Source organism: Prevotella vespertina (assembly GCF_009728485.1).
Taxonomy (GTDB): Bacteria; Bacteroidota; Bacteroidia; order Bacteroidales; family Bacteroidaceae; genus Prevotella; species Prevotella vespertina.
Window position 1 is genome coordinate 65,419 of record NZ_VVIQ01000005.1, and the last position, 15,046, is coordinate 80,464.

The window sequence follows — 15,046 nt, forward strand, 5'->3', positions numbered from 1 at the left end:
AAGTTTTTCCTATTGTTTATAAGAACTTTTAAGGCAAAGGAATTTAAAACTTTTTCGTATAACTGTTATAAGATAAATCTAACCTTGAAAATAATATCTTACTTTTAATGCTGTTATGAAAAATATTTGTATCTTTGAAGTGCCAAATGGTAAAATCAGTAAAGGATTCTACCCGAATGATATAAAAACCAAATAGTAAACCTTAACAGACATGAGCTACTTAAAATTTGAAAAAGCCCTCATGGCAAATCTTCAGGACTCGCTTCCTAGAGAGTTATTACGAACCAATCGCTCTGGTGCCTATTCTTGTTCCACAATCGTTGATTGTAACACGCGCAAGTACCATGGATTACTTGTCGTCCCTGTCCCTGAACTGGATGATGAGAATCATGTACTGCTGAGTTCGCTTGATCCAACGGTTATCCAGCATGGTGCTGCTTTCAATTTAGGATTGCATAAGTACCAAGGAGGGAATTTTAGTCCGCAAGGACACAAGTATATTCGAGAGTTTGATTGTGATATTGTTCCGACCACGATTTATCGTGTTGGTGGTGTATTGTTAAAGAAAGAAGTAGTTTTCCAACACTATGAGGATCGCATCTTAATTCGTTATACATTATTAGAAGCTCATTCTCAAACTACTTTACAATTCCGCCCATTTCTAGCTTTTCGTAGTGTTCGACAGTTTACTCACGAGAATTCGGCTATAAATCGCTCTTATGAACAAGTAGATAATGGTATTAGCACTTGTATGTATGCTGGTTACCCCTTGCTATTTATGCAATTTTCAAAGAGTAATGAGTTTCATTTTGAACCTTATTGGTATCGTGGCTTAGAATACCCAAAAGAGCAGGAACGAGGCTATGATTCTAATGAAGATTTATATGTTCCAGGCTACTTTGAGATGAACATTAGTAAAGGGGAAAGTATCGTTTTTGCGGCGTCAACGGCAGAGTGTGACACGTCAATTTTACAAGATTTATTTGATAAAGAAGTTGAGACAAGAAGTCCGAGAGACAATTTCTTCCATTGTCTTGTTAATGCAGCTCATCAATTTCATAATCGTACAAAGAATGATGAACGCTATATTCTTGCTGGTTATCCATGGTTTAAATGCCGTGCTCGTGATCAATTTATTTCATTGCCAGGATTAACATTGAGTATAGAAGAACAGGACTACTTTGAACTTGTTATGCAGACTGCAGAGAAAGGTTTACGCGAGTTTATGAATGACAAACCTGTTAGTGTAGACATCTATGAGATGGATAAACCGGATGTCCCTCTTTGGTGTATTTGGGCAATACAACAATATGCAAAGAAGGCTGGTAAAGCTCGTTGTAAAGAACTTTATGGAACTTTCTTGCATGACATTATAGACTATCTTGCCACAGACAAACATCCTAATCTTGTTCTTGATGAGAACGGCTTACTCTATGCAGACGCTAAGGGAGAGGCTATTACATGGATGAACTCTATGAATAATGGTCAGCCTGTTGTTCCTCGTTCTGGATATATTGTTGAGTTCAATGCCCTTTGGTATAATGCGTTACGCTTTGTAGCAACAATAGAGCGGGAATCAGGGAATGAAGAATATGCGGAGAAACTGGACACATTAGCAGATAAGTGTAAAGCCTCCTTCATTGATACCTTCTTAAATGAGTATGGTTATCTTTACGACTTTGTTGATGGTAAGATGATTGATTGGAGCGTTCGCCCTAATATGGTTTTCGCCGTAGCTCTTGATTATTCTCCACTTGATCAGAAACAAAAGCGAGGTGTATTAGATATTTGTACACGTGAATTGTTAACTCCAAAGGGGCTTCGTTCGCTTTCCCCAAAGAGTGGTGGTTATAATCCAATGTATACTGGACCACAAGCGCAACGTGATCAGGCATATCATCAGGGAACAGCTTGGCCATGGCTAGAAGGTTTCTATCTTGAGGCTTGTTTAAAGCTCTATAAGCAAACTAGATTAAGCTTTGTTGAGCGACAGTTAGTTGGTTATGAAGATGAAATGTTCTATCATTGTCTAAGTACATTACCAGAACTATTCGATGGCAATCCACCATTCAGTGGTCGTGGTGCAATCTCTTTTGCTATGAATGTAGCCGAAGTTCTGCGTACATTAGAGTTGCTAGAGAAGTATAAATATTAAAAGGCAGAACAAGTATGAAAGTTTTAATGTTTGGATGGGAGTATCCTCCTCATGTATATGGTGGTCTTGCAACTGCTAATTTTGGTATTTCTGAGGGACTCCACGCGCAAGGTGATATTGAGACAATTCTTTGTTTGCCTCATCCTTTCGGTGATGAAGACCATAACTATGCTGAAATTGTAGCAATGAATCGTGTTCCTATTGCTTATCGTGAGCTCAGTTATGATTATGTGAAGAATAGATTAGGCAATGTCATGACTCCAGAACTTTATTTCAAGTTACGTGAGCATATCTATGCCGACTTCAATTACATGCATGTTAACGAGCTTGGTGCAATGGACTTTGCTGGTGGTTATCCTTCAAATTTGCACGAGGAGATTAATAATTATTCGATTATAGCAGGTGTTGTTGCACGTACATACGATTTCGATATTATTCATGCACATGATTGGCTGACTTATCCTGCTGGTATACATGCGAAACGTGTTAGTGGTAAGCCCTTGTGTATTCATGTACATGCAACTGATTTCGACCGTTCGCGTGGTAAAGTAAATCCTATCGTGTATGGTATAGAAAAAGATGGTATGGATAATGCGGATTGTATCATGTGTGTATCAGAATTGACACGCCAGACAGTTATACATCAGTATCATCAAGATCCCCGAAAGGTATTCACGGTACACAATGCTGTTTATCCATTAGATAAGGAGATTACAGAAATACCACGCCCAGACCATAAAGGTAAGGAGAAGGTTGTTACTTTCCTTGGACGATTGACAATGCAAAAAGGACCAGAATATTTTGTTGAGGCTGCTAATATGGTTCTCCATCGTACGCGTAATGTCCGTTTTTGTATGGCAGGCTCGGGGGATATGATGGAGCAAATGATAACTTTAGTGGCAGAACGTGGAATTGCTGATAGATTCCATTTCCCTGGTTTTATGCGTGGTAAACAAGTCTATGAGTGCTTAAAAGCCTCAGATGTTTATGTTATGCCATCAGTCAGCGAACCTTTCGGAATTTCTCCTTTAGAGGCTATGCAGTGCGGAACACCAACGATTATATCAAAACAAAGTGGATGTGCTGAGATTCTCGATAATTGTATAAAGGTTGATTATTGGGATATTAATGCAATGGCTGATGCCATCTATTCTATTTGTCATAATGAGAGTCTCTTTGATTACTTATCTGTAGAAGGGAAGAGAGAAGTCGATCAGATTACGTGGGAGAAAGTTGGTGCATGGATTCGTGAACTCTATCTCCGCACATTAGGTTGGCAATAAAAGCAAAATAAAAAACCATAATCTTTAAAAACCAAAATAATTAGCAATGAAGACAATTTGTTTATATTTCGAGATACATCAGGTTATTCACTTAAAGCGTTATCGTTTTTTTGATATTGGGACTGACCATTATTATTATGATAGCTTTGAGAATGAACGTTCGATAACAGATATAGCTGAGAAGAGTTATATGCCAGCATTGGAGGCTATGTTACAAATGGTTCATGAACATGGAAAAGCTTTCAAGGTGGCTTTCTCATTATCAGGAGTAGGAATAGAGGAACTTGAAATGCACGCCCCACAAGTTCTTGAGAAATTGCAAGAATTAAATAATACTGGTTGTGTAGAGTTCTTAGCAGAACCTTATTCGCATGGTCTTGCCTCATTGGCTAATGAGGAAAGCTTTAAGTCTGAAGTAAAGCGTCAAGCGCATAAAATAAAGGAATACTTTGGTCAAACACCAAAGGTTCTTCGTAACTCTTCGCTTATCTATAGTGACGAAATTGGTTTACTTGCTTCGCAAATGGGTTTTAAGGCGATGTTGACTGAAGGTGCAAAACATGTTTTAGGCTGGAAGAGTCCACATTATGTATATAATTGTGCATTAGATCCTAATCTAAAACTACTATTGCGTGATGTCAAATTGAGTGATGATATCTCTCTTCGCTTTAATAATTCTGACTGGGAAGGCTATCCTTTGTTTGCTGATGCTTATATGGATGAGATTGCGGCGCTACCCAACGAAGAACAGGTAATAGGTATCTTTATGAATCTCTCGGCTTTGGGTATAGAACAGCCATTATCAAGTAATATCTTAGAATTCCTCAAGGCATTGCCTGCGTGTGCTAAACAGCGTGGCATAACATTCTCTACCCCGACAGAGATTTGCATGAAACTAAAGAGCGTTGATAGTCTCTCTGTACCTGATACGTTAAGTTGGATGGATGAAGAACGTGATGTTAGTACATGGTTAGGAAACGCAATGCAACGTGAAGCCTTCAATAAACTTTATGGTATTGCTGATCGTGTCCGTATTGCCAATGATCCTAAAATAAATCAAGATTGGGATTATTTGCAAGCTAGTGATAACTTCCGATTCATGTCAACCAAGCCTTCACGTGTTGGAATGGATCGAGGGATATATGCGAGTCCTTTTGATGCCTTTACCAATTATATGAACATTCTTGGTGATTTCATTAGTCGTGTCAATAGCCTCTATCCTGCAGAAATTGATAATGAGGAGTTGAATGGCTTACTTACAACTATCCGTAATCAAGGTGAAGAGATTGATATCAAAACAAAGGAGATCTCTCATCTTCAGGCTAAGGTTCAAAAGTTAGAGATACAGGAAGAAGAGTTGAGAGCAGAGCTTGCTAAGAAGACTTCTACCAAAAAGACATCGACAAAGAAGGCCACTTCAAAGAAAGCAAAAACTGCAACAAAGTAAGTAAAATATTACTTATCCGTTATAAGTTATAATGGTTTACTAAAATAAATGATAGGTACGGAAAGATTCATCTGTACCTATCATTTTTTACATTAATACCTATTAATTTCGATTAAGCTGTTTATTAAATATTGAAAGAAGACTCTCTTTGATGTGACATAGTACCTTTCTTTACATGAGAAGAGCCTTTTCTTCGTTGGAGAAAAGGCTCTTCTGAAATTTAATTTGTTAGAACTTTATGTATAGACAGTCTTATTTGTTGATAAATTTTTTACCATTCTGAATAACAACTCCTTTGTAGTTTTTGTCTACACGCTGCCCTGAAAGGTTATACATTGGTTGTGCATTATTATTAGACTCTACATTTATTCCTGTGATATCATTAGGTGTATCCTTTAAAGTTATGGTGAACTTTTTAATGCGTACTTGTTTCTTTGCTGCAGTGAAAGAAGTTGTTTTTGCATCACCAGTCCATGTAACGGTAACTTTATCACTAGAAACAGTGACTCCTTCCATATTATCAGCAAACCCATCGGCAAGATATCTCTTTTCATCGTTTTTGTATGTATCACATTCGATTATGATATTTGTCATATTATAATTGGCAGATGTGATAGTCATTGTAGCTTTCTGATAGAGGCGGTATGAAAACTTGTTATTCATTGCTCCGTTTGACATCGTTATAGTTATTCCATCTTTATTAATACTGATGTCTTTGCCAGCTTTCGGACCTTGTAGTTCCTCAGAACTGATAACAACTTTCTTCTGTGCAAATGAAAAAGAACTGATTGCCGTGAAAGCAATAGTGAGAATTAAGCGTAAAGTTTTGTTCATAATAAAATTGTTTAATGATTAAAAGAATAAATAACAATGCAAATTTAGGTATTTGATATGATATTTGCAATTAAGTTTCTTATTATAATTTGAACTTGAATTGATAAATAACGATATTTCTTTCCTCGTTTTCTTCATGTGTGCGCTTTTAATGTTAAATTCTCCTTTTTATATCAATAAAATTTGTTTTATTCCTTTATATACACTATATTTGTAGCGTGTTTTTCACAGATTTAGATGTTTTGCTAAATCTAGTTCGAGGTTGGTAGCTTCCTGCACCAACCTCTTTTTTATTGATTTCCTTGACATTATCTGAATCTTTTCATATCTTTGTGGAGTTAATATAAACTTGATTCTATGAAAATGAATAGATTGATAATACTATTTTTAGTTTGTGTTATTTGCTTTGGATGTCAGAAAACAAGTCCTGCAGATAATAGCGAGACTTTACCTAGATATGAAGAGGAGGATGACGATCCTTCTTCAGAACAGAAAGTTTATAGCGTCGAAGAATTTCGAAATACAGAATTAGGCGATAGATATGTTTGGGTGAAGGGAATTATTGTAGGAGCTTGTAGTAAGAGTATTAAATATGCAGAATGGATGGATCCATTCACCTATGATAATGCAATTTTATTAGCAGATAGTTTAGGAGATTGTACTCCAGAGAAGGTTATTGCTATTCAGTTAAGGACAAAAGCAATGAAGGCAGAGTTTGGTTTAGCTACAACACCTGATAATTATGGGCGTAGTGTTGCGTTCTATGGTACAAAGCAAAAGTATCTTGGTGTACCAGGAATGAAGAAGAATGTTGTGGGCGGACAATGGTTAGATGAATGATTTTTGTATGAAAAGTTTGCTGCAAAGGATAAAAGTTGCTATATTTGCAGAACTTTAACTGCAATGGGTAAGATGAAAGAGAATGATTTTACCTTTATCTGCCTAAGTTTTTTCAGTGAGTACGGAATGATTATTTTTAAATTAAGATAAAGCAATAAAAGCCTATCGGAACAATTATACTTCATAAAACAATAAACATATAAATGAAGAATCTAAGTGATATGACCGACGAGCAGTTGGCATTGTCATATATTAATGGAAGTAACGAGGCTTTTGATTTATTGCTTTTACGTAATCAATCAAAACTATTCTCATATATTCTTTTTGTAGTGCATGACCAAGATGCTGCTAATGATTTATTTCAGGAAACATTTGTGAAGGTTATAACTAGACTACAACAAGGTAAGTACTCTCCAACGGGAAAGTTCTATGCTTGGATTATGCGTATTGCTCACAATGTGATAATGGATTGGTATCGTGCTCAGCGTGCAGACAAGATTGTTGATGCGCCAAAAGAAAATAACCTTTCTAACATAGCTGGCAGTGAAACTACCATAGGGGATATTGAATGTCAGTTTATTAATACCCAAACTCTTTCAGAAGTTAAGCGTTTAATGAACTTATTGCCTGCACCACAACGAGAAGTTGTATACATGCGTTTTTATCAGGAGATGTCATTTAAGGAGATTGCCGAGACAACTGGTGTGAGCATTAATACAAGTCTTGGACGTATGCGTTATGCAATCCTTAATCTGAGAAGGATGGTGCGTGAATATAATCTAAATTTACAGTTTGCTTAATATAAGAAGGTGTTGAATATTAGACGTTATGTAACCATAACCTTTATATACTTCTAATATTCAACACCTTTTCATTTTATCGTTTCAAAGTCTTCAACGAATGGATTGTGGCTTTCGGATCAGCCGCTTTGAAGACATAACTACCGCTAACGAGGATATCAACTCCAGCTTTTATAAGGCGTGGTGCTGTTTCTTGTTGTACACCGCCATCAACTTCAATGAGAACTTTGCTATTTTCGTTATCAATCATTTGGCGAAGTCGTTGAACCTTTTTAATTGTATGTTCTATAAACTTCTGACCACCGAAGCCAGGATTAACGCTCATGAGTTGTACAATATCCACATCGCAAATAATATCTTCAAGAACATTCACAGGAGTAGATGGGTTAAGTGTTACTCCCGCTTTCATTCCTGCACTATGAATTGCTTGTATTGTTCGGTGAAGGTGCACACAAGCCTCATATTGTACGTTCATAATTGCAGCTCCTGTCGAAGCAGTCTGCTGGATGTAATTCTCTGGATGAACAATCATAAAGTGTACATCCATAGGTTTCTTACAAGCCTTACCCACTGCTTCCAAGATGGGAAATCCAAAGGAAATGTTAGGAACGAATACACCATCCATAACATCCATGTGAAGCCAATCGGCATCGCTCTCATTAATCATTTCAATCTCTTTGTCTAAATGCAAAAAATCAGCAGAGAGAAGGGAAGGAGATACTATTGTTTCCATACTTTTTTATTCTTAATTCAAGCAATAAGACTGTATTTTCCCATTCATTTTAAAGGTACGATAGGTGTAAGCTATCTGTCGAATAAGAGCTAAAGTCTTCTCAGAAGGCTTTAATTCCTCAGGAGTAAAAATATTCACCATAGGCTTAAATTATGCTATTAATTAGAGAGTTCTTTGTTTTTTAAACGTGCTTGTCTAAAGATTATTATATCTGATAGAAACATTATTTCCTTTTATCTCCCACATTCGCAATGTTTTTATAGCGATACTACGGGTACAATCTTTTTTTTGATTATCTTTGTAGCACAAAAAATATAACTATGATAGTAAAGATATGTGGCATGCGTGATGCCGTGAATATACATGGTGTATCGCAATTAGGTATTGAGTGGTTAGGATTAAACTTCTGCCCATCAGATAAACGTTATGTCAGTCAAATCTCCTCGCGCGCTGGTATTATCCCAGATTATGGTTCGTTAAAGGTGGATACATCTGAAAGTAATCGCCCGAAGTTATGTGGTATTTTTAAAGATGATATGCCACAGAACATAGTTACGTGTGTCTATAATTTTAATCTTGATATCGTTCAGCTTGATGGCGAGGAAAGTCCTGTCATGTTAGATAATCTTCGTCGCACGATTGATCCCGACATTCATGCTGGAATAAAGATTATGAAGACTATTTCGGTTAGGACTCGTGAGGATATTAACCAGTATAAGCCGTATGTAAATAGTGCAGATTATTTCCTATTTGATATGCAAACTTCGGAAGATTGTTCTAAGGATTGGACAATTTTAAATGAATACGATGGGAATATTCCTTTTCTGTTGTCAGGAAATATTGGCATAGAGGATCTATCAAGCATTAACGATTTTTCTCATCCTCAGTTCTATGGCATTAACATTGATCAGAAGTTTGAGAAAGAACCAGCCATGAAAGATATTACTCTGCTTAAGACTTTCTTAGAAGGCGTGCGAAGATAAACGGGGACGCATAAATGAAACTTATGAAAATGAAGTGTGTTATCATTGATAACTATGATTCATTCACCTATAATCTAGCGCATCTTATCAAAGAAGTTGGGGGAGAAGTAACCATTTTTCATAATGATGACTTCCAACTTAATGAGTTAGAATGTTTCGATAAGATAATACTTAGTCCTGGACCAGGGCTACCTTCTCAAGCGGGTCAATTAATGAATGTCATTCGTCATTATGCTGGTCACAAACCAATCTTAGGTGTTTGTTTGGGACATCAAGCTATTGCGGAGAGCTTCGGGGCTAAGCTGGAGAACCTTTCAGACGTATTTCACGGAGTTTCCGCAGAGATAATTCAGCCCGTCAACTCCCCTTTATTTGCAGGATTAAAGCGTCCAATCATCGTAGGGCGTTATCACAGTTGGGCGGTTTCAAAGGATGATTTTCCCGATTGTTTAGAGATAATTGCTGAAACGTCTGATGGGATTATCATGGCATTGAGGCATCGTGACTATAATTTATATGGCATTCAATTCCATCCTGAAAGTGTTTTAACGCCACAAGGCAATAGGATTCTTCACAACTGGTTAGTGCTTTGAACAATATTTATTACATCTATAATCATCGATGGTAGAGACAACTAAATATATAGATACAATTATTGACGACGGATTATCATGGTATGCAGTAAAACTCTTTACCATTCGTCAACAAGAAGTAAGAACCTATTTTGAGGAAAAAGACTTAGAATGTTTCATTCCCGAGCAATATATTACGATAGAAGGACGTGATGGCAAGCCACGTAAAGTATTACGTCCTGTCGTTCGTAATCTTGTTTTTGTGAAACAGTCCATTGACGAAAAGCAGTTTCGCCATATTGTTAGCGAGATGAACTATAAGATAAGTGTTCTGCGCAAATCAATCAGTTCTCAGGAATATTGCCTTATTCCGCACGACCAGATGTATGAATTTCGTCTTATGTGTAATCCTGAAGTGACAATGCGAAAGTTCGTTTCTTCCGACGAGGCACATCTAAAAGCTGGTGACAAAGTATTGGTCAAGTTCGGACCCATGAAAGGAATGACTGGGCGATTGGTTCGTTCTAACAAAAAGTATTATTTATTAAAGGAGATTCCTGGTATCGGTGTAATGCTAAAGATTTCCAGATGGTGTTGTGTTCCTATGGAGAAATAAATGTAAAGTAATATTGTTATTTTTGATACCTATAATTTCGTTATTCGAAAGCAACTTATATTTCCATCTGAAATATACGATTTTTGAGATAATTCTTCCTACTTTTTGTAATAATCTGATAGTCATAGAGTTACAAATAGTTCGATTGTTTTGAGAAGAAAATCCTATCTATTTTACTGAAATGTGCTATCGTTTTGATTAAAAAGTACTATCGTTTCCGTCAAAAAGTACTATCGTTTTCATCAAAAGATAGTATCGTTTTTTATGAAAAGTCCTTATTTTTCGGGTGAAAAGTACTGGGAAATCTCTTAAAATGTAATTACTTTTTATTTTTAAGTCCTATTTTACGTGTTTGATAGATAAATTGTTTTCTAGAATACGCTAGAATAATAAAATTAAATGTAATATATTTTTGTAATGAAGATAGAGTTTTTCTAAGTTATTCCTCCGAATTAAGTGGGACGATTTCTGTTACCATTCACGGTACACCTATTAGCATGAAAAAATGAACCTAGCGATGTGGCGCATATTCGCTAATCTGTAATAGGAAATTCAATTATTAGAAGGATGATAATAGAGCTATGAAATACAGAGAATTGTTTACGAACAATATGAAAAAAGTCCGCAAACAATTTCGATTTTGTTTGCGAACTTTTCCTTGTTTATCTTATGGAATCGTCTCAGAACTTACTCACTGAAAGTCTGTAAGCTAGGACGAAAGCACTTGATGCTACTATGCTTTTTCTAAGCGTAAGAGTGCATACCACCAAGAATGTAATTGACACCGAAGTAAGTCATTAGGATACTTAAGAATGCAATAAACATAAAGATGTGATATTTCTTCTCACTTCTTAATGATTGTAAACTTGCTTTATGCAATGGAATAGCATAAATCATGAATGTTATGAGTGCCCATGTCTCTTTCGGGTCCCATCCCCAATAAGTACCCCAACTGATATTTGCCCAAATTGCTCCTATGAATATTCCTAATCCGAGGGTGGTTATAGCAGGATAGAGGAATATTTGTGAGAGCGTTGTCAGTTGCTTATTAATCTGAATGATACTTGCTTTTTTACTTTTATTTGTAAAGAAATAGGCGATTGCACTGATGAATGTCAAAGAAAATAGAGCATAGGATATCATGATAATACTGACATGTATGCTCAGCAACGGACTATTTAGTACGGGCATACGTGGCGTGATACTCGGATCCATCTCACCAAGATGACTTACGAGTAGCATGAATCCACTCATGAGTAGTCCGAAAGTGGTCATTAGTTGCATCTTATGGGTTGTTAGGATTGATACAATCATAATGAGCCATGAGAGTAAAAGCATTGTTTCATAGCCATTTGCAATAGGAATCGTCCCGTTGATAATCCATCTTAAAGCTAATGTAAATGTAAGGATAAGCCATGATAAGCCCATGAGACAGGTGAAAATTCTGTATCTCTTCTTTTTGTTTAAGAATAAGATGGATAAAAGTCCTAACGTCAGATTGACGATGAATAGAATCGTTGCGAACGAGCAAGAATTATAGATATTCTCTGCTTTTATTTCCGTTGGTGTAGGGATCGTATTACCACCATAAACTTGTTGATATTTCTGCAACTTTAGAGCAAGTTCGTTCAGCATTCCTGTGTTTCCTTGGTTGGCTAATTGTCTTGCTAAGGAGAGAATCGTATGAATGTATTGCTGTTGTGCCTTAGGCATAGCTTTGGGCATACGATCGGTAGGTGCAAACCAGTCAATGTTTCCTTTGTTTGATGTATAAGGGAATATCTTGAGCGTTTTGCCTTGCATAAGATCCATTAATAACATCATCTTGTCGTCAGTGTCAAGAATCTGTTTAGCGACAGCATCGTTAGGTTGACTCTGTGCATCTTCAAGATATGGACCGAGGATATATCCTTGTTGTCCGAAAAGACTCATAGGGGATATATATTCACTGAGCCCTAATTTATTACGTAGCTCACTTCCTTTTATCTTAAAGATAGGTTCTTTCATCCATTCCTTCCCCCAGAACATGAAACCTGTTAGTACTTGGCAGGGAGTGAAGTCCTTGTAATTCTTTTTACCATATAGTTTCTTTGTGAAGTCAATGGCGTAGGTTTGCATAGGACAGATACGACCATTATAAACAATAAGAACCTTTCCGAACTCATCTGCAGTCTCACGTGTTAATGATGGTTGTGCACTGATAGGTGATGTTCCAGCTAGAAGTAGTAAGAGTAACGCAATGGCTTTACCACTATTACTACGAAGTAATCGACGGAAGTTCCCTTTGGGTTCGATAAGCATGGCAATGAGTCCAAGGAAGAGTAGGGCATAACCTATATATGTTACGGGGATTCCGTATGGATCAGAATTGACGGATAAGTATGAGCCTTTCATATCTTCATCGAAACTACTTTGATAAAGACGTGTGCCATAGCCTGAATATATCTTGTTCATAGATACCTGAAACTCTTCTTTCCTTTCACCTTCTATTATAGTAATTACAGAAGCATAATCCATTGCAGCCATATTGCCTGCGTGATATGTAATATTGAATCTATTTAGAACAACCGAGAATGGTAATTGTGCCTTATTACCATCTTTTGTTATATAGGTACTTACAGGCTTCCCTTGTCTTAGATGTATCATTCCTTTGTGTGCTGTTAGATGAGTGAGTAAAGCACCAAGGAGAATGATGACGAATGACAAATGTAATAAGACGATGATAGGGCGGCGGACTTTCCGCTTAATAAAATAAATGATTCCTGTAGCTGTACCTATTGCCCATAATAGGATGAACCACCAAGAACCGAAGATATTATCTGAAACATAATCAAGACTTGTGTATTTTCCTATAACTGTTCCTATCGCCATTATGGCAACAATGAGAATATACACAATCTCAAGTAATCTTTTTGTTCGCATTATTGTAAGATAAAAGAAGACGGAATTCTTTTGCGAATCCCATCTTCTTCTTATTAATGTTTGGTTAATTGCTATTCATTAGATAGAGCGGATGAACTTAACAACAGCATCTCTATCCTTCTTTGGCAAGTTATAGAATTGAACAGCTGCTCTATAAGCCTGACTGTTCTTGCTATAAGCGTGCCACATGATCGCCTCAATCTCATTGCGAGCACGAGCATCGTGTAGACGATCTTCTGCACCAGAGTTAATCAATGAAAGACCTCTGCCCCAAAGCGGAGTGGTGCGGCACCAAGATCCGTGGATATCGTTCTTCATGTCGAGCTTATGCTGGATGAAGTCAGAGTATGGATAGATCTTCTGATTAGCATACTTAGGCAACTGCTTGTTACCAAGGATTACAGAAGAACCATGGTTATCAGCACCTGTTGTCCAAGATGCCTTGTGACAATGTGCACATCCTAACTCTCCTGTGAAGAGTTCCTTACCACGCTGTACGTCCTTGTCATTTAAGTTTCTTGCACGTGGAACGGCAATTCCTCTGTGCCAAACCATGAATGCGTGATAAGCTTCATCGCTCACCTCTGGTTTGAAGTTATAGTAAGGATTGTTGTAAAGGTTTACGTTGTCGCTTGGTGAAAGCAAGTAACGAACAGCCTTCTTGATACCTTCACGTGTTCCATCGTTGTAGTATGGATGTACGTAAGAGTTTGGATCACTACCATGCTGTTGGATGTAACTAATTACGTTCTCGTTCTCTGACATTGCTTTAGCCCATGGCTCTGTAGAACAAATGTGCTTGATGTCTGAACGAAGAACATTCAACTCGTCCCAAAGAGCAACGTCGTTCTCAAGACAACCATCAAGTAAGTCGTAGTTGAAACGCTTTACAAACTTATTACCAAAAGCATCTTCTGCCCATGCCTCAGGCTTCAACTGCTTTGTTGTGTTATCGAAGAACTCTGGGTTCAACTCTACGTATTGTCCTTCTGCCTTGTATTGCTTCTCCAGGTCTTCGTTAGAGATTGCATCAATCAAACCAAGACCTTGGAAATTACAAGATGCTATCAAGCGTACCTCATAGTTGCTTGGTACTGGGTCTGTGTTGAATGCAGATTGTGGAATAGATACTGATGGATAACGAAGATTATACTTCTCACCATCAGGGAACTGCATTGGCAATCCACTTGGCATAGATGTTACGTCATGCCATGTGATGTGTATTTGCTTCGGATCAACAGGAGGCAAGAATGGCTCAACGGCTTGCAACATTGTGAATGTTGTGAGCTGATTGATAGGAGTACCATTGTTGCTGCCTGGAGCATCAGGTGTATAAACAGAAACAATGTAACCATTGCCCTTTACTGGCTCCATGTCATTGCGGCTATGACCGTGAGCATAACCACCAGAGTGGCAGTACTCACATGAACGACGTGAAGCTACCGGACCCCAACCTTTGTATGGTTCGGTGCTAAGGGTGTACTTAGCACTTGCCATCATATCTCCTTGGTTGAAGAGATCGGTTAGTCCTTGTTCGTCGATAGCTGGTGTGTTGTCTTCATAACCACCTGCAGCAGTATTCTCTGTTGTTCCGAGCTTACCACCTGGATACCACTCATCAGCAGAGAAGTTACCTACAGCCTGACCAATGTATTTGGTTTCTGGCTCTTGGGGTTTCTGTGGTCTGTCTGGCGTAACATTGTCGTCAGAGCAAGCAGCAAATGAACATAATAATGCTCCTGCAAGTAAGAATTTGCTATAGCTGTTGTGTCTCATAATGTTTTATAGTTTAAATTTACGTTTGAAACGTAGCCTTGCCTAAAGAAGACAAAGCTACGTTTTTAATTATCTTTGATTTTCA

13 protein-coding genes are annotated in these 15,046 nt (G+C 37.4%); 8 read left to right on the forward strand and 5 right to left on the reverse strand.

Annotation, left to right across the window (positions count from 1 at the left end; all coding sequences use genetic code 11):
- Nucleotides 1–211 precede the first annotated feature (211 nt).
- The 3 genes from F0475_RS06075 to F0475_RS06085 are packed head-to-tail and all read left to right on the forward strand — an operon-like array spanning nt 212 to nt 4,885.
- A complete protein-coding gene (locus F0475_RS06075) occupies nt 212–2,155 on the forward strand; it encodes a glycogen debranching enzyme N-terminal domain-containing protein (RefSeq protein ID WP_155715915.1) in 1,944 nt (647 codons plus the stop codon).
- Nucleotides 2,156–2,169: 14 nt separating this feature from the next.
- Nucleotides 2,170–3,438, forward strand: a complete 1,269-nt coding sequence (locus F0475_RS06080; protein ID WP_155715916.1) for a glycosyltransferase family 4 protein — start codon at nt 2,170–2,172, stop codon at nt 3,436–3,438.
- Nucleotides 3,439–3,484: 46 nt separating this feature from the next.
- Nucleotides 3,485–4,885, forward strand: coding sequence for a glycoside hydrolase family 57 protein (locus tag F0475_RS06085; RefSeq protein WP_155715917.1), 1,401 nt, complete (start codon nt 3,485–3,487; stop codon nt 4,883–4,885).
- 252 nt (nt 4,886–5,137) lie between these two features.
- Here F0475_RS06085 and F0475_RS06090 read toward each other — a convergent pair whose 3' ends face one another.
- A complete protein-coding gene (locus F0475_RS06090; protein ID WP_155715918.1) occupies nt 5,138–5,719 on the reverse strand; it encodes a hypothetical protein in 582 nt (193 codons plus the stop codon).
- Between the two features lie 357 nt (nt 5,720–6,076).
- Between F0475_RS06090 and F0475_RS06095 the strand changes: the two genes are divergently transcribed.
- Complete coding sequence (locus F0475_RS06095; protein WP_155715919.1) at nt 6,077–6,559, forward strand: DUF6359 domain-containing protein; 483 nt, start codon at nt 6,077–6,079, stop codon at nt 6,557–6,559.
- A gap of 203 nt (nt 6,560–6,762) precedes the next feature.
- On the forward strand, nt 6,763–7,359 hold the full coding sequence (locus F0475_RS06100; protein WP_155715920.1) for an RNA polymerase sigma factor: 597 nt from the start codon (nt 6,763–6,765) through the stop codon (nt 7,357–7,359).
- Nucleotides 7,360–7,435: 76 nt separating this feature from the next.
- On the opposite strand, the gene rpe is transcribed toward F0475_RS06100, so the two are convergent.
- Nucleotides 7,436–8,092, reverse strand: coding sequence for a ribulose-phosphate 3-epimerase (gene rpe / locus F0475_RS06105; RefSeq protein ID WP_155715921.1), 657 nt, complete (start codon nt 8,090–8,092; stop codon nt 7,436–7,438).
- A 12-nt stretch (nt 8,093–8,104) separates the two neighbouring features.
- Entirely contained in the window at nt 8,105–8,233 is a 129-nt protein-coding gene (locus F0475_RS11930) for a hypothetical protein (RefSeq protein WP_009434083.1), read from the reverse strand.
- A gap of 179 nt (nt 8,234–8,412) precedes the next feature.
- Between F0475_RS11930 and F0475_RS06110 the strand changes: the two genes are divergently transcribed.
- The 3 genes from F0475_RS06110 to F0475_RS06120 are packed head-to-tail and all read left to right on the forward strand — an operon-like array spanning nt 8,413 to nt 10,263.
- Complete coding sequence (locus tag F0475_RS06110) at nt 8,413–9,075, forward strand: phosphoribosylanthranilate isomerase (RefSeq protein WP_155715922.1); 663 nt, start codon at nt 8,413–8,415, stop codon at nt 9,073–9,075.
- A 14-nt stretch (nt 9,076–9,089) separates the two neighbouring features.
- Nucleotides 9,090–9,668 carry an anthranilate synthase component II gene (locus F0475_RS06115; RefSeq protein ID WP_155715923.1) on the forward strand — a complete coding sequence of 193 codons (579 nt, stop codon included), beginning with the start codon at nt 9,090–9,092 and terminating at the stop codon, nt 9,666–9,668.
- Nucleotides 9,669–9,696: 28 nt separating this feature from the next.
- A complete protein-coding gene (locus tag F0475_RS06120) occupies nt 9,697–10,263 on the forward strand; it encodes a UpxY family transcription antiterminator (protein ID WP_155715924.1) in 567 nt (188 codons plus the stop codon).
- Between the two features lie 744 nt (nt 10,264–11,007).
- Here the strand turns inward: F0475_RS06120 and ccsA are convergent.
- Nucleotides 11,008–13,185: a cytochrome c biogenesis protein CcsA gene (gene ccsA / locus F0475_RS06125; protein WP_155715925.1), complete on the reverse strand. Its 2,178-nt coding sequence runs from the start codon at nt 13,183–13,185 to the stop codon at nt 11,008–11,010.
- Nucleotides 13,186–13,263: 78 nt separating this feature from the next.
- The gene (locus F0475_RS06130; protein WP_155715926.1) at nt 13,264–14,961 is read right to left on the reverse strand and encodes a di-heme oxidoredictase family protein; all 1,698 of its coding nucleotides are present in this window, start codon (nt 14,959–14,961) and stop codon (nt 13,264–13,266) included.
- Nucleotides 14,962–15,046: the final 85 nt, after the last annotated feature.